Origin of the sequence: Gaiella sp. (assembly GCF_035710885.1) — a bacterium.
In the GTDB taxonomy this organism is placed as follows: Bacteria; Actinomycetota; Thermoleophilia; order Gaiellales; family Gaiellaceae; genus Gaiella.
Genome location: NZ_DASTCS010000044.1, coordinates 58,735 through 73,615, shown reverse-complemented (window position 1 = coordinate 73,615; position 14,881 = coordinate 58,735). Strand labels below are relative to the sequence as shown.

Below are 14,881 nucleotides of genomic sequence, written 5' to 3'. Positions count from 1 at the left end.
GCTCGAGCGGCTCACGGGCTCCTTCGCCGAGCAGACGGGCATCGCCGCACATCTCGAGTCGCGCCTGCCGGAGAGCCGGCTTCCGAGCGAGACCGAGACGGTCCTCTACCGGGTCGTCCAGGAAGCGCTCACGAACGTCGTCAAGCACGCAGGTGCCTCGCGCGTGTCGATCCTCGTCGTCAGGCGCGGCGACGCCGTCGCGGCCGTCGTCGAGGACGACGGGAGCGGCTTCGAGCCGTCTACCGCACGCGAGGCCGGGCTCGGGCTCGCCGGCATGCGCGAGCGCATGGCGCTCGTGGACGGCGCGCTGCGCGTGGAGTCGTCGGAGGGCGGCGGGACGACGATCGCCGTGGAGGTCCCGGTCCGGTGAGCATCCGCGTGCTCGTCGTCGACGACCATGCCGTCGTCCGGTCGGGTCTGCGTCGCATCATCGACGCCCAGGAGGACCTCGAGTCGGTCGGCGAGGCGCCGAACGGCGAGCGAGCCGTCTTCGAGGCGATGCAGACCACGCCCGACGTCGTCCTGATGGACGTCGTGATGCCGGGCAAGAACGGCATCGAGGCGACCCGCGCGGTGCTGCAGGCGGTGCCGGGCACGAAGGTGCTCGTCCTCTCGATGCAGGACGACCCGCGCTACGTCCGGGAGGCGTTCGACGCCGGCGCGAGCGGCTACGTGATGAAGGAGGCCGCCGACGACGAGGTGGTCGACGCCGTGCGCGCGGTCGCTGCGGGGCAGCGCTACCTCCACCCCACGCTCGGCGCCCGGCTGCTCGAGGCCGAGTCGGAGGAGCGGCGCCGCGCCGCCGAGGACCCGCTCTCCGAGCGCGAGCGCGAAGTCCTCCGCCTCCTCGCGCTCGGGCACACGAACCAGGAGATCGCGAAGATGCTCTACATCTCGGTGCGGACCGCCGAGACGCACCGGGCGCACATCATGCAGAAGCTCCGGCTCTCGAGCCGGGCCGAGCTCGTCCGTTACGCCCTCGAGAACGCCCTGATCGAGTCCTGAAGCGCTCCGGCGACGATCAGCGGACGATGAGCACGTCGCACGGCGCCTGCCGGGCGACGCCCGCACTCACGGAGCCCAGGACGAGCCGGCGCAGCGAGCGGCTCCGCCGGCCCACCACGACCAGGTCCGCGTCGAGCTTCTGCGCCGCGCCGACAAGCTCGTCTGCAGGCTCTCCGACCGGCTGCAGGTACGTCGCGCTCACGTGGCGGCGCAGCAGGCGCTCGCGCGCGCGCTCGAGCGGGCCGGCCGCATAGCCCTCGCCGGCCGGGGCGACGGAGACGACGGTGAGGGTGGATCCGTAGCCGGCGAGATCGGCGGCGCGGTCGAGGGCGCGCTGCGCCGACTCCGAGTCGTCGTACCCGACCACGATCCTTCGTGCCTGCGCTGCCATTCGTGCATCGTGGCTTCGGCGCGCCCCCACGGCGTCCGCGGGGCACCCGATCCCACTGCGGGGAAGTACTGAGGTGGCGCCGAGCTCGATGGGCAGGCGAAGGGTCCACGGAACGACGGGAGGGCGGCCCGAAGGCCGCCCTCCCGCTCACTCCGGGAGGTCGGAGCGATCAGTGGCCGATGGCCACCTTCGTTGCGACCCCGGCCACGGCGGCCTCCTGCCGGAACCTCCCGCCGAGTACTGCGAGCGCCAGGATCATCAAGCCGATCCCTGTCAGGAGCAGTGCGATCCCGACCACGATCCCGAACACGGAGAGCTGCTCGGCCATGTAACTCATGTTGAGCGCGGTCGTCAGCGCGGTCTCCGTCACCCAGGTGTTCCGAGCGCCGTTCGCGATCGGGTTGCCGTTCTCGTCCTTCGCGGCAGCCTCTTCGTCGCTCGTGCCGGCCGGGTCGTCGGGGTTCGCCGCCGACTGGAACCGGCCCATCTCCGCGTAGGTCAGCCCGCCGCTGCCCTCGAGCGTGTGCTCGCGCATGACCAGCGCGAACGCGCGAGCCTGATCACCGGTCGTGACCTGCTCGCCGGCCCACTGCTCGGCGTGCTCGACGACGGCGGGATCCGACGCGTCGCCGAAGACGATCTGCTCCTGCTTGATGCTGTCACGGACGGTGCTGCGGCCGTCGATGCCCATGTAGAGCGCGCCGATCCCGAAGGCGATCAGCACGATGCCGGCCGCGAGGCCACCCCACTCGAGAATCCTTCTTGCGTTCATCGCTCCTCCTCCCGATGGTCAGTACCTGATGTCCTGCAGCGTGCCCCGCCGCGGCGCGAGCGCCATCGGGGATACATCGCCGGCGTCCTGCCAGCAAGCCGCCACCCGACTGTGGGGAACTACCGAGGGTGAGGGCGGCCCCGAACCGTGCTCGCATCGAATCAACCCGAGCGTTGTCCATTGTCGAGGGACGTCTGCCTCACCAGGACTTCGCGCGGACGACCGCGTCCGGCCGGCGCAGGCGCACGCGGGCGTCGACCGCGACGCAGCGGTCGGGCAGCGCCAGCACGGGGTTGAGGTCGAGCTCCGCGACGGCGGGAACGTCCTCGCCGAGCCGTGCGAGGCGGTGCACGAGGTCGACCAGGGCCGGCCCGTCCGCGGCGGGCGCGCCGCGGAAGCCGGCGACCAGGCGCCCGGCCTTGCCGCCGAAGACGAGCTCTTCCGCGTCGACGTCCGTGAGCGGAGCGATGCGGAACGCTGCCTCGCCGATCAGCTCGGCGAATACCCCTCCGGGGCCGAAGGCGACCAGCGGGCCGAAGACGGGGTCCTGGACGACGCCCGCGAGGAGCTCGGCACCTCCCATCAGCATCGGCTGGACGATGACCGGGGCGCCGATGCGCTCCGTCGCCGCCGCAACCGCGTCCCCGTCGGCGAGCTCGAGCGCGATCCCCCCCGCCTCCGTCTTGTGCGCCCCCGGCGCGGCCGTCTTGACGACCGCAGGAAAGCCGAGCTCCCGCGCTGCCGCGACCGCCTCGTCGACGGACGTGGCGATGCGCTCGGGGACGAGCGGCACACCGTATGCGAGGAGCAGCTCCCGGGTGGTCGCCGGGTCGAGCCAGATGTCGTCGGAGCGCTCGAGCGTCGCCGCGACGATCTTCTCGGCACGCGCGTGGTCGATGCCGCCGAGGGCCGGGACGGCCCCCTGCGGTCGGCGCAGCCACTCTGCCCGGTCGGCGACGCGGCCGAGGGCGCGCGCGGCCGACTCGGGATAGGCGAAGGCGGCCACGTGACGCGAGCCGCGGAGCGCCGCAGGAATCCCGTCCGAGCTCATGATCACCGCGAGCACCGGCCTGTCGCCGTCGACCTGGGCGGCGGCGTCCGCGACCGCCGACGCGACCTCCTCCGCCGTCGCGCTGACTGCCGGCACGAACAGGACCACGACCGCCGCGACATGGGAGTCGGTGAGCAGCTGCGGCAGCACCGCCCCGTACGTCTGGGCCGTCGCACCGCCCAGCATGTCGACGGGGTTCGCGACGCTGGACTCGGCCGGGAGCACGGACCGGAGCGCCGAGACGGTCTCGTCGCCGAGGCTCGGGAGCTCCAGCCCCGCCGCCTCGCAGGCGTCCGCGCAGAGGATCCCGAGCCCGCCGGCGTTGGTCATGATCCCGACGGAGCGGCCTGCCAGGCGCGTCTGGCTGGAGAGGAGCGCGGCGACGTCGATCAGCTCCTCGAGCGTTGCGGCCCGGATCACGCCGGCCTGGTGGAACAGCGCGTCGACCGCGGCGTCGGACCCCGCGAGCGCGGCAGTGTGCGAGCTCGCCGCCCGTTGGCCGCTCGCCGACGTGCCGCTCTTGAGAGCCAGCAGCGGCTTGCGTCTCGCGACGCGGCGTGCGATCCGACCGAAGCGACGCGGGTTCCCGAAGGACTCGACGTACAGGAGGATCGCCTCGGTCGCAGGATCCTCTTCCCACCACTCGAGCAGGTCGTTCGTCGATACGTCGGCCTTGTTGCCGATCGACACGAAGGCCGACAGCCCGAGGCCGCGGGTGACCGCCGCCTCGAGCAGCGCCAGGCCGAGCGCACCGCTCTGCGACGAGAACCCGATGTTGCCCGGCTCGGCCGAGCGCGACGCGAAGGTCGCGTTCAGACGCGGCTCCGCGACGGCGATGCCGAGGCAGTTGGGCCCGATCAGGCGCGCGCCGTGCGCACGGACGAGCGAGAGCAGGCGCTCCTGGCGGTCGATGCCCTCGCTGCCGATCTCGGCGAAGCCGGCCGAGATCACGACGAGGGCGCGCACGCCCCTCCGAAGCGCTTGCTCGGCGGCCTCGAGGACGCCTGCTGCGGGCACGCAGAGGACGGCAAGGTCGACCGGGTCGGGGATCTCGTCGATCGAGCGGTAGCCGCGAACCCCCGCGACCGAGTCGCCGTCGCGATTGACCGGGAACGCGGAGCCCGTGAAGTCCGCGTCGATGATGTTCCGGAAGAGCTCCCCGCCGATCGTCCCGCGGCGGCGTGACGCGCCGATCACGGCCACGCTGCCCGGCTGGAAGAACGGCCGCAACGAGGCGGTCACGGCGACGTGGTCGCGCTCGGCGAGCAGCTCCTCGAACCGCTCGGTGCGTGCGATCGGGAACGTGATCTCGAGCTCACCGCCCCCGAGCTCGCGCGTCAGCTCGAAGCCGAGGGCCTCGAAGACGCCGAGCATCTTCCGGTTGTCGGGCAGGACCTCTGCGACGAACCGCTCGATCCCGTGTCGGGCCGCCCGCTCGGCGAGCTGCTCCACGAGGCGCGTGCCCACGCCGCGCCGCTGGTACGCGTCTGCGACGGCGAACGCCGCTTCGGCCGCAGTCGGGTCGCGCAGGCGCGCATAGTTGGCGAGCGCAACGACGCGCTCGCTTCCGTCCTCCACGAGCGAGCCGAGGAGCGCGCCCCGCTCGGCCCAGTCCGAGTCGAGCACCTGCTCGACCACCTGCGGCCCGAGCGAGGGGAATCCGTGGAAGCGCATGTAGAGGCTCTGCTCGGACAGCGCACGGAAGAAGTCGAGGATCGACTCGGCGTCCTCGCGTGCAGGCGGACGCAGACGGAGGGTGCTTCCGTCTCGCAGGATCACGTCGACGACGTCGGCCACGGGAGCATTCTCCTGGACTGGGGGCCGTGCCGTCGTGGCGTGCTCTCCTCCCCGTGCCTCGCCGTGCCTGCCCGCGACCCCTCTCCGCCCCCTTCCTCAGTCGCTCGAGCGAGCGTGCCGTCGGGCACCCCACCCTGCAACCGCGTCCTCCCATCGCCTGCGCGGGAAGCTACGGAGCCAGAGGTGGAGGAGCGACGGATTCGTAGTTCTCCGCGGAACGATCCGTCTGACCGCTGATGCACCGGCTGGCAGGCGGCTCCACGCTGTGCTCACGAAAAGGGGGTTGCCATGAACGCCACGCCAACGACCAGCGACTCGACCATCCTCGCCACGATCCCGGTGCGGCACGCAATGCACCAGGGGGTGCTGTCGTGCCCGACCGACGCCCCGCTCTCGACCGTGGCCGAGCTGATGGCCGCGAAGAGCGTGCACTGCGTGGTCGTCACCGACGGCGACGACACCTCCGTCTGGGGAGTGATCTCCGACCTCGACCTCGTTGCCGCAGCGGGTGTCCGCGACCTGGATGCGCAGTCCGCGGGCGGGTCGGCCGCAACCCCCGCGGTGGCGATCGGGCCTGACGAGACGCTCCAACGCGCCGCGCAGATGATGACGGAGCATGCGACGGCGCACCTGCTCGTCGTGAGTCCCGACAACGGCAGGCCCGTCGGTGTCCTCTCGACGCTCGACGTCGCACGGGCACTCGCCGACGGCGCGCGCCGGTGAGGTGAGGCCAGGACGCTCTCGCTCCGTGTCGCCGTCGCGCCCGCCCGGGACGGGACGCAGGCAGACCCGGCCGTGGACGTCGCGGGCGGCCCGGGGCGAGCGAACCGCACTCGACGCCCGGCTCGTGGGTGCGGCATGCTCCGCCCTGCCACCGTTCGTCGTCCGCTGAAGCCCCAAGGAGGAGTCTCCGATGTCGGCAGGCCCGAGCTACCCCGTCCGCGTCGAGGGCAGCCTCGACCCCGGGCTGAGCCGGTGGATGTGGCTCGTCAAGTGGCTGCTCGCGATCCCGCACTACATCGTGCTCGCGTTCCTCTGGGTCGCGTTCTTCCTGCTCAGCATCGTCGCACTCGTCGCGATCGTCGCGACCGGCCGGTATCCGAGAGCGATCTTCGACTTCAACGTCGGCGTCCTGCGCTGGACGTGGCGCGTGAGCTTCTACGCGCTCGGGGCTCTCGGGACCGACCGCTACCCGCCGTTCACGCTCGCCCAGGCACCTGACTACCCGGCCTCGCTCGACGTTCGGTACCCGGAGCGGCTGTCGCGCGGGCTGGCGCTCGTGAAGTGGTGGCTGCTCGCCATCCCGCACTACCTCGTCGTCGGGATGCTCACGGGCGGCGGCACCTGGGTCGCCTGGCAGGGCGATCGCTGGAGCCTCGCCTGGGGAGGCGGGCTGATCGGGCTGCTGGTCGTGATTGCCGTCGTCGCGCTGCTGTTCACCGGCCGCTACCCGCGCGGGATCTTCGACTTCGTGCTCGGGCTCGACCGGTGGGTCCTCCGCGTCACGGGCTACGCCGCGCTCATGACGGACGAGTATCCGCCGTTCCGGCTCGACCAGGGGGAGACCGAGGAAACGGCCACGGCGCGCGAGATCGACGAGGCCGCGCCGACCGCCGAGTCCGGGTTGCCCGCCGTGGCGGCGCCCGGTGCGAAGACGGGCTGGAGCGGCGGCAGGATCGCGCTCCTCGCCGTCGGTTCGCTGGTCGGCCTCGTCTCTCTCGGCGTCCTCGCAGGCGGCATCGCCTCGCTCGTGATCGACAAGACACAGCGTGACGACGGATTCGTCACCACCCCGACGGAGGTCTTCGCGACGCCCACCTACGCCCTCGTGTCCGAGACCGCGGAGATCGAGGGCCCTGACTGGGCCTGGCGCGACCTCGTCGGCACTGTTCGCATCCATGCCCGCACGGACAGCCCGATCTTCCTCGGGATCGGCCCCGCGAGCGACGTGGAGGGCTACCTGGCCGGTGTCGGGCACGACAAGGTCGAGGACTACCGTGACGACCCCGACGAGTACGAGCGGCGCCCGGGGGGCGCCCCGGACGCGGCACCGGGTGAGCAGGGGTTCTGGGCCGCCTCGGCGGAGGGGCAGGGCGAGGTGAACCTGGACTGGGATCCGACCGACGGCCTCTGGACGCTGGTGGTGATGAACGCCGACGGCTCGCGGTTCGTCGATGCCACCCTGAGCGCGGGGGCCGAGCTCGACGCGCTGCGCTGGTTGGGGTGGGCGCTCGTCGGCGTGGGCGCGTTGCTGGCGCTCCTCGCCGGAGCGTTGATCTACGGGTCGCTCCCGAAGCGTCGCGGCTGACCGGGCCGGCCGCCGGCGCCCCTCCGGCGCCGGCCACCCCGCGGGCAACGAAGAACCGAGGCTTCCAGGGCGAACAGGGCGTGATGGACACCCACCCGGAGGCGAACGTCCCCGTCGCCGACTCGGGCGACAGCGTGGGCTCTATCCGGGAGGCGCTCGCCCGCGGCTCGTTCGCGTCCGCGACCGACCTCGTCGTCGTCCGCGACAGCCGCGTCGTCGGCCTGGTGCCCGTCGAGACGTTGCTCGCCGCCGACCCCCAGACTCCCGTCGGCGGGCTGCTCGAGACCGAGCCCGTGATCCTGCTCGAGGGAGCCGACCAGGAGCAGGCCGTGCGCCGGGTTGCCGCCGCCGGAGGCCGGAGCATCACGGTCGTCGACGCCGAGGGCCGATTCCGCGGCCTCCTGCCCCCCGAGCGTCTGCTCGCAGTGCTGGCCGCAGAGCACGACGAGGACCTCGCGCGCCTGGCCGGCTACCTGACCACCACCGCCGCGGCGCGAGCGGCCTCCGAGGAGCGCGTTGCCCGGCGGCTGTGGCATCGCCTGCCCTGGCTCGGGCTCGGTCTCGCCGGTGCCATGGCGTCGGCGGGGATCGTGGCGTCGTTCGAGGACGCCCTGCGCGACGAGGTGCTGCTCGCCGTGTTCGTCCCGGCGGTCGTCTACATGGCGGACGCCGTCGGAACGCAGACCGAGGCGATCGTGATCCGCGGCCTCGCGGTGGGGACGTCGTTGAGGAACATCGCTCTTCGCGAGGCGATCACGGGGCTCGTCATCGGGGCGTTGCTGGGCGCTCTCTTCTTCCCGTTCGCCCTCGCGATCTGGGGGAACGAGAGGGTCGCCGCCAGCGTCGCGCTCGCACTCCTTGCCAGCTGCTCGATCGCGACGATCGTCGCCATGGGGCTGCCGTACCTGCTTGCACGGCTCGGCCGGGACCCGGCCTTCGGCTCCGGCCCCCTTGCAACGGTGATCCAGGACCTCCTCTCGATCGTCGTCTACTTCTCGATTGCGACGGCCCTGCTCCCGTGATCGCACTCGTAGTTGCCCGTAGCGCCGATCGGGCCGTCCGCCGATGCAACCCCACCGCACCTCGCAGACGATCGGGGCGACCGACGCTGGAGGGATGGACGTGACACTGATCTGGTTCGTCATCTGGCTGGTCTGCGACCTGATCGGCGACCGCGAGTCGCTGACCTTCGACCCCGTCAACGCGTGGGCGGCAACGTTGATCCTCGTCATCGCCCTCGACCTCGGCAGGCAGCACGCACCGACCGTCGGCAAGCGCGGCTAGAGGCCGGGCTCCCGCCCCTTCGGGCTCGTCTCAGGGCCCGCGCACGACGACGACCACACCGCCGGCGTGGGCTGCGCTGTGCTGGCTCACCGACCCGAGGAGAAGGCTCTTGAAGCCACCCCGGCCGCGCGAGCCGACGACGAGGAGGTCAGCGTCGGCCGCAGCCTCGACGAGCGCCTGGCCCGGAGGGCCGAACACCGCCTCGCCGGTGATCTCGACGTCGTCGGGAGCCGCTGCCCGCACCTCCCCGAGCCTGCGCTCCGCGTCGTCGGCCAGCGCAGCGCGAAGCTCGACGATCAGCTCGGGGCCGGCGTGCCCGCCTGCCGCCGCGCCCCACGGCTCCTCGTAGGCGGTGACGACGTGCACGACGGCGCCGCGGAGCCTGGCCTCCGCGAACGCCCACTCGAGCGCCGCGGTCGCCCCGGGTGAGCCGTCGGCACCGACGACGATCCTGGAGTGCTGCGCGTGGTTCGAGGCGTGGACGACGGCGACCGGGCAGGGGGCGTGGTAGAGGCATGCCCGTGACACGGAGCCGAGGACGGCACCCGTGACCGCGCCGTGACCGCGTGAGCCCACGACGAGGAGATCGGCGTCCGCCGCACCGTCGAGGATCGCACGTGCCGCGTCGCCCTGGACGATGCGCGGCTCGATCTCGACGTTCTCGCCTCGAGCGCCGGCTTGCTCGAGCTCGCCGGCGAGGGTCTTCTCCGCGGCGGCGCCGAGCTCACCGCGCAGCAGGTCGTAGGCGGGGATCATCCCGACCCCGGTCGCGGTGAGCGGCGGGATGCTCCACGAGTGCACCACCCGGAGCCGCGCACCCCGGAGCCGCGCCTCCGCGAGCGCCCAGCGAAGCGCCTCGCGGCCGATCGGCGATCCGTCCACGCCCACCGTGATCAGGCCGGCCATTCCTCCGCGTAGTCTCGCTCACGCCCGCGCGGGCTGCACCGAGAGCTGTCCCGGGGAAGCGCCTCGCCGCCCGCTGGCGTCTTCTCGTGGCTAGCTGCCCGGGACCACGCCGTTGCAGGCCTCGGCGTCGGCGAACGACTCCCTCAGCTCGTCGTCGACGTCCTGCAGTCCCCCGAGCTCGTCGAGCGACGACGACAGCTCCGCGGAGATGTCGGCCACAGCGGCGCTCACCGTCGAGACCGCTTCGACGATCCCCTGCACCCCCGAGATGTCCTCCACTGCTCCCTCGATCGTCTCGATGCTCGACTCGAGGTCGTCGGCGAGCGTCGACACCGTGTCCTGCGCCTCCTCACCGGACTCGGTGCCCGGGCTACCGAGGCCCCGCACGGTCTCGATCAGCGTCTCCGTGGTGTCACGGGCCTCGTCCACAGCCTCCTCGAGACCCTCTCTCGAGGGGTCCGCCGTGAGATCCGCCGCCGTCGTGGCGATCGAGTTCCTCCAGCTGTTGACGGCGGTGCAGAGGTCGCCCGCCCACTGCGTGGCGGCGGGTACCTGCGGCTCGTCGTCACCGCCGCAGCCTGCCGCGACGAGCGCGAGGGCGGCTCCCAACACCGCCACGAGAACGAGCGCACGACTCATCGCAGGGCACGCTATCGGACGAGTGCTCGAGCGTCTACGCAGCCGCGCCGTCCACCGGGCGCCCCTTGCGGTCCACCGACCACCGCAGCTCGGACCGGACGCCGACGACCCCGGGGACGAACCTGACGCGCTTTTCGAGAAGCTCGGCCTCGATCTCCGTGTCGACCTGACCGCGCAACACCACCTCGCCGCGGTCAACCTCCACCAGGAGGCGATCCGAGGGGATCCAGAGCATCCGTTCGGCGACGTTCTCGCGGATATCGAGCGCGATCTCTTCATCGGTTCTCGTGAACAGGCGAACGAGGTCGGCGCGCGTGACGATGCCGACGAGTCGCCCGTCTTCGACGACCGGGAGTCGGTTGACGCCGCGCTCGACCATCGTCCGCGCAGCCCCGGCGGCCGGGGTCTTCGGCTCGGCCGTGATCGCGGGCGAGGTCATCGCCTCCCCGGCGGTGTGCGCCTGCAGCTTCGCGAGATCCGGTGCGCTCGCCGTCTCCACGAGCCAGGCGAACAGCCCGCCCGAGGCGCGCTGGGGCCCACCCTGCTTCACGAGCAGGTCGGCCTCGCTGAGCACGCCGACGACGCGTCCGTCTGCGTCGCACACCGGTAGCCCGGAGATGCCGCGCTCCGCGAGCATCGTGGCCGCGTCCTTGATCGGTGTGTCGGGGGTCACGGACACGACATCGCGGGTCATCACGTCCCCGACCTGAACTGCCATTGCCTTCACGATCCCTCCTCCCTTAGAACCCAAGCCCGATCGCAAGCCGCTTCGCCTCACGCTGCGACCGGGTCACGGCGCGAAGCCCGACCATCCCCACCGGACGCTCGCCGTCCACCACCGGCAGGTGGTGGATCCCGTATTCCGTCATCAACGCCTCGGCGACGTCCAGGGTGGTGTCCTCCCGGACCGTCACCGGTCCGGCGGTCATCCATTGCCGAGCGGACGCCTCGGAGGGGCTTACGTCGCACGCGACGGCGCGCAGCACATCGCGCGCGGTGATGATGCCGCTCAGCCGCCCCTCCTCCACGACGAGCACCGAGCCGGCGTCGTGCCGGCGCATCGTCGCGACGACGGCGTCGAGCGTCGTCCCGGGCGCGACCACCAGGGGGTCCGGTGTCATCACCGCACCCACCAGCCTGGCGCCGGGTCGCCGAGCCGAGGACCCTTCCGCCGTGTCGGGGAGCGACGCCGCCAGCCGGTGCACGTCGGTCGTGTCGAGGGCGAGGTCGACCTCGAGCCCGAGCCCTGGTGGCGGCACATCGGGCGCCGGTGCCTCTCCCGTGAAGGATGCGAGGAAGGGAGCCAGACGGCGCCCGACGATCTTGGTCGGCGGCCACCAGATGGGGGCGGTGCTCGCCCACTCGGGCTGGTCGCCTCCGGAGAGGTCACGGCGCAGATACTGCGGATCTCCACCCGTGAGCAGCAGCCCTCGGAGGATCGGCCGGAACGGGTGCGGCACCAGCGCGGCGCCGGCGAGCACCGCGATCGCCTCGGCGGCCGCAACGGCCTGTTGCGTCGCGATGCCGCCCTGCTTGATCGGGAAGCTGGTGATGTCGCCGGCGGCGAACACGGCGTCGGTGCCGTGGACGTCGCAGTGGTCGTCGACGGAGATGAACCCCTCGACCGTCTGCGGGATGCCGTCGATCCTCTGCCCGCGCAGGCGCGGGAGAGCGACGACGCGGTCGGCGGCCAGGGGCTCGTCGGAGAGAAGCTGGAGCTGACCCTCGCCGGCCCCGACCGCGTAGGCGCCGCCGACGAAGTCGATGCCGGCCTCGTCGAGGAGGCCGCGGACGGCCTCGCTCGCGGGCTTCCCGAACAGCTGCAGCGGCTCGTGCTCCGGCGTGACGATAGTGAGCTCGACCGCGTACGTGCCGACCGCGGAGAGATGCGCCGCCGTCATCAGCGCGAGCTCGTATGCGGGCAGCGCCCAGGTGGCGCCCCACGGCACGGCGAAGGCGACGCGCGCGATGCCCCCTCGGTCGAGCTCGTCGAGAAGCTCGCGCATCCGTTCGCTGTCGGCAGGGCCGCGAAATGTGAGCGCGCCGGGGACAGCCGTCGTCGGAACCGCGCCGCAGGCAATCAGGAGCGCGTCGTACGCAAACGTCACCCCCCCGGCCGTGCGCGCCTCGCGGCGGTCGACGTCGACGCCCTCGAGCGAGCCCATCGACAGCCCCACGCCGATGCTCTCCGCCAGCTGACCAAGATCGAAATGACGCACCTCACCCAGCCCGAACGGCTCGGCGACAGCGACGGGCCGGTACCAGAAGCTCGGCTCCGGCGCGAGCAGCTCGATGCGGGCACGCCCCTCGCCCACCTCGCGCAACGTCAGCGCGGCCTCCAGCGCGGCGACCCCGCCGCCGGCGATCAGCACCGAGAACTCGTTGTGCTCCACACAGCGATGGTGCGGGAACCGGTGGCTGCAGCCATCGGGGAAAGAGCACCGACCGGCGCGGGATTTCTACGGATCGACCGGCCCGCAGGCCGTTCGGGGGGACGTAGCGAGGACCCGGAGAGGGCGGCGGGTGGCACAGGGGCCGATCCGCCGCCCTGAAAACCGCTGGCAGCCACGAGCACGACGGCTGTGACTCGCGCGGGCTCTCCGAGCCTTTGGGGGAGGCCTCGGTTCTCTCACACGGAGGCGGCGCGGTGACGGTTCTTCCACAGACGGCGCCACAAACTCTCCGGAAAATGCGGAGAAGACCGGCGCGCTTTCCACACGGTCCCACAGGAGCCCCGTGCGGCTGGGGACGATCTGCCGTCGAGGTGGCGCGGATCAGGCCGTGTCGAGCGAGATCTCGGCCGGAAGCTCGTCGGGCACCTCCCGGGGCTCCAGCTCCTCGCGGGTGCGCGCGTCGAAGTAGACGTACGAGGTCACGAGCGCGATGAAGGGGAGCGCGAACGCGTAGACGAGGCCGGCGATCAGATTCAGGAGCGCCAGAGACGACTCCGACACGAAGATCAGGATCGAGCCGATGAGCGGGCCGGCGGCGAATGCGATCCCGACTCCCAGCCCGACCAGCGACGCTACGCGGATCCACCGGCCGCGCACGAGGTCCGCGCTTCGCCGGAGCGCTTCCCGGGCGGAACGTCGCTCGACCTCGATCACCGGTACGAACAGCGCCCAGCGAACCGCGATCCAGATCGCGATCGGGATCAGGATCAGGGTGATCGTGAGCACGATCCACATGAGCACGAACAGCGCGACGGCCCCGACGAGCGGGCGAATCTGGCCGATCGCGAGGCGGTACGCCTGGAACGGGCCGATCGCACGGCCCGCGTCGATCTCCACCAGCGCGCGGGAGGTCGCCGCGAGGGCGAGCGCGAACCCGAGGAGTGTGATCGCCCCACCGAGCACGAGCGCGAGGTACGCGAACAGCCCGGCCAGGTCTCCCGTCACGGCGCCGAGCAGGTCGATCAGCTGGAGCAGCAGCCACTGGAGGACCGTGATCGTGAGCACGACCGGTATGAAGAACACCCCGAGACCGAGGAACAGGCGAGGGCGCGAGACGTACATCCGGGCGGAGGACGAGAGGATCTGGCCCCACGCGCGTCGCCTCGCCACGCGGAGCGGAGCCACCGGGGTCCAGGTCGCCCGTGCGATCGCGTAGGCCAGCAGCCCGAGCAGGAGAGCGAGGACGACCAGCGTCGGCCCGGGGCTCTTCAACAGCTGGATCAGCGCCTTCGATCCCCGAGCGACGCCGCTGCAGAAGAGATCGGTGGCGCCCGTCCCCAGCACCCCCCCGGTGGGCACGGCGTAGCTGCGATCGCGCCAGTCCTCGGCCCACTCGATCGGTGCCGTCCACTGGCTCTTGAGATTGGGCCCGGTCGGCCCGTTGAAGAACCCTCTCTGCAGCTCGCCCCAGCGTCCCGCGAACCCGATCCAAGGGAATGCCTCGCCGGCGGCCGACGGGTCGCTCGGGATCGTCCGGACGTCGGGCCGTAGCTCGATGTGTGGGCCGCGTGTGTCGTCGCAGCCCACGCCCGCCTCGGCCGAGCTTCCGAGGTAGAGCGCGTCCGTGTACTTGTTCGCGTGAGACCCCGCCGCGGGGTACACGACCGGATGCGTGCCGTCGACGATGTCCAGCTTCTCGTCGCCCCAGCCGGCGCGCTCGGCGCCCTCGTGCGAGCTGTACCCCACCTCCACCGGAGGCTCCTCGAGCGCCTCTGCGGCGTCGTCCGCCTCGAAGACGAGCTGGATCATCTCCCAGTCGCCCTCGTGCAGGTTGTTGAACTCGTTGAAGGCGTAGAAGAGCCAGTACTGCAGGGCGAGCCGTCCGGGAAAGCCCGGATCGCCGGCGACGTGCGCGTAGACGGCCGGCGCGGTGTCGCCCGTGATCCGGCGGGCCCAGAGCTCGTAGGAGCACCCGGGGTCGAGCGCGGAGCCGGGATAGTCGAGGTGGTACTCGTAGCGCCCGACGAGGTCGCTCGCGGCGGGCCCGATCTTCACGAGGTCCGTCCCGCTCCAGGGGCCGCGCAGCGCCACGGTGGGCTGCTCGAACAGGACGTCCACTTCCAGCGGCAGGTACCGCTCGCCTGGCCCACACTCCTCGGTCTGCTCGACGAGTCGGACGACGGGCGCGTAGCGCCGGGCGAGCGCCTCCTCGTCGCCGATCGTGGCCGCCAGGGCGGCGCCGGGCGGTGCGAGCAGGGCGACGACGGCGCCGAGGATCAGGATCGCCCGGGCGCGGGTCATCGCGCGGGATCCTCTCACATGGTCGGGGCGGAAC

At 72.0% G+C, this 14,881-nt stretch carries 14 protein-coding genes; 6 read left to right on the top strand and 8 right to left on the bottom strand.

The genetic code is table 11. The features are described 5' to 3' along the window. Both VFO26_RS10225 and VFO26_RS10220 read left to right on the top strand, forming a co-directional pair. Positions 1-370 (top strand): sensor histidine kinase (locus tag VFO26_RS10225; RefSeq protein WP_325114871.1); only part of this gene is annotated, 370 nt, incomplete at its 5' end. After that, complete coding sequence (locus VFO26_RS10220) at positions 367-1,005, top strand: response regulator transcription factor (protein WP_325114870.1); 639 nt, start codon at positions 367-369, stop codon at positions 1,003-1,005. The genes VFO26_RS10225 and VFO26_RS10220, both read left to right, overlap by 4 nt. A gap of 16 nt (positions 1,006-1,021) precedes the next feature. Here the strand turns inward: VFO26_RS10220 and VFO26_RS10215 are convergent, their stop codons facing one another. The 3 genes from VFO26_RS10215 to VFO26_RS10205 form a co-directional block, all read right to left on the bottom strand. After that, positions 1,022-1,396, bottom strand: a complete 375-nt coding sequence (locus VFO26_RS10215) for a universal stress protein (RefSeq protein ID WP_325114868.1) — start codon at positions 1,394-1,396, stop codon at positions 1,022-1,024. Positions 1,397-1,565: 169 nt separating this feature from the next. Next, positions 1,566-2,168, bottom strand: a complete 603-nt coding sequence (locus VFO26_RS10210) for a hypothetical protein (protein WP_325114866.1) — start codon at positions 2,166-2,168, stop codon at positions 1,566-1,568. A gap of 199 nt (positions 2,169-2,367) precedes the next feature. Next, the gene (locus tag VFO26_RS10205; protein ID WP_325114865.1) at positions 2,368-5,016 is read right to left on the bottom strand and encodes a GNAT family N-acetyltransferase; all 2,649 of its coding nucleotides are present in this window, start codon (positions 5,014-5,016) and stop codon (positions 2,368-2,370) included. Positions 5,017-5,304: 288 nt separating this feature from the next. On the opposite strand from VFO26_RS10205, the gene VFO26_RS10200 reads away from it, so the two are divergent. The 4 genes from VFO26_RS10200 (at position 5,305) to VFO26_RS10185 (ending at position 8,608) form a co-directional block, all read left to right on the top strand. Further along, positions 5,305-5,739 (top strand): cyclic nucleotide-binding/CBS domain-containing protein, encoded by a 435-nt coding sequence (locus VFO26_RS10200; protein WP_325114864.1) that lies wholly within the window; start codon positions 5,305-5,307, stop codon positions 5,737-5,739. Positions 5,740-5,929: 190 nt separating this feature from the next. Beyond that, positions 5,930-7,324 (top strand): DUF4389 domain-containing protein, encoded by a 1,395-nt coding sequence (locus tag VFO26_RS10195; protein ID WP_325114863.1) that lies wholly within the window; start codon positions 5,930-5,932, stop codon positions 7,322-7,324. An 83-nt stretch (positions 7,325-7,407) separates the two neighbouring features. Next, on the top strand, positions 7,408-8,346 hold the full coding sequence (locus VFO26_RS10190) for a magnesium transporter (RefSeq protein WP_325114862.1): 939 nt from the start codon (positions 7,408-7,410) through the stop codon (positions 8,344-8,346). 94 nt (positions 8,347-8,440) lie between these two features. Further along, positions 8,441-8,608 (top strand): hypothetical protein, encoded by a 168-nt coding sequence (locus VFO26_RS10185; protein ID WP_325114861.1) that lies wholly within the window; start codon positions 8,441-8,443, stop codon positions 8,606-8,608. A 30-nt stretch (positions 8,609-8,638) separates the two neighbouring features. Here VFO26_RS10185 and VFO26_RS10180 read toward each other — a convergent pair whose 3' ends face one another. From VFO26_RS10180 to VFO26_RS10160, 5 genes are all read right to left on the bottom strand, one after another. Next, positions 8,639-9,514 carry a universal stress protein gene (locus VFO26_RS10180; protein WP_325114860.1) on the bottom strand — a complete coding sequence of 292 codons (876 nt, stop codon included), beginning with the start codon at positions 9,512-9,514 and terminating at the stop codon, positions 8,639-8,641. A 90-nt stretch (positions 9,515-9,604) separates the two neighbouring features. After that, on the bottom strand, positions 9,605-10,153 hold the full coding sequence (locus VFO26_RS10175) for a hypothetical protein (RefSeq protein WP_325114859.1): 549 nt from the start codon (positions 10,151-10,153) through the stop codon (positions 9,605-9,607). Positions 10,154-10,187: 34 nt separating this feature from the next. Beyond that, positions 10,188-10,871, bottom strand: coding sequence for a CBS domain-containing protein (locus tag VFO26_RS10170; protein WP_325114858.1), 684 nt, complete (start codon positions 10,869-10,871; stop codon positions 10,188-10,190). A gap of 22 nt (positions 10,872-10,893) precedes the next feature. Beyond that, entirely contained in the window at positions 10,894-12,546 is a 1,653-nt protein-coding gene (locus VFO26_RS10165) for a CBS domain-containing protein (RefSeq protein ID WP_325114857.1), read from the bottom strand. A gap of 381 nt (positions 12,547-12,927) precedes the next feature. Further along, entirely contained in the window at positions 12,928-14,847 is a 1,920-nt protein-coding gene (locus VFO26_RS10160) for a glycerophosphoryl diester phosphodiesterase membrane domain-containing protein (protein WP_325114856.1), read from the bottom strand. Positions 14,848-14,881 lie beyond the last annotated feature (34 nt).

Bases quoted from the DNA above. Each gene is read 5' to 3' on its own strand.
- VFO26_RS10215 (WP_325114868.1), bottom strand. From the start codon at position 1,396: ATGGCAGCGCAGGCACGAAGGATCGTGGTCGGGTACGACGACTCGGAG.
- VFO26_RS10210 (WP_325114866.1), bottom strand. From the start codon at position 2,168: ATGAACGCAAGAAGGATTCTCGAGTGGGGTGGCCTCGCGGCCGGCATC.
- VFO26_RS10200 (WP_325114864.1), top strand. From the start codon at position 5,305: ATGAACGCCACGCCAACGACCAGCGACTCGACCATCCTCGCCACGATC.
- VFO26_RS10195 (WP_325114863.1), top strand. From the start codon at position 5,930: ATGTCGGCAGGCCCGAGCTACCCCGTCCGCGTCGAGGGCAGCCTCGAC.
- VFO26_RS10190 (WP_325114862.1), top strand. From the start codon at position 7,408: ATGGACACCCACCCGGAGGCGAACGTCCCCGTCGCCGACTCGGGCGAC.
- VFO26_RS10185 (WP_325114861.1), top strand. From the start codon at position 8,441: ATGGACGTGACACTGATCTGGTTCGTCATCTGGCTGGTCTGCGACCTG.
- VFO26_RS10180 (WP_325114860.1), bottom strand. From the start codon at position 9,514: ATGGCCGGCCTGATCACGGTGGGCGTGGACGGATCGCCGATCGGCCGC.
- VFO26_RS10175 (WP_325114859.1), bottom strand. From the start codon at position 10,153: ATGAGTCGTGCGCTCGTTCTCGTGGCGGTGTTGGGAGCCGCCCTCGCG.
- VFO26_RS10170 (WP_325114858.1), bottom strand. From the start codon at position 10,871: ATGGCAGTTCAGGTCGGGGACGTGATGACCCGCGATGTCGTGTCCGTG.
- VFO26_RS10160 (WP_325114856.1), bottom strand. From the start codon at position 14,847: ATGACCCGCGCCCGGGCGATCCTGATCCTCGGCGCCGTCGTCGCCCTG.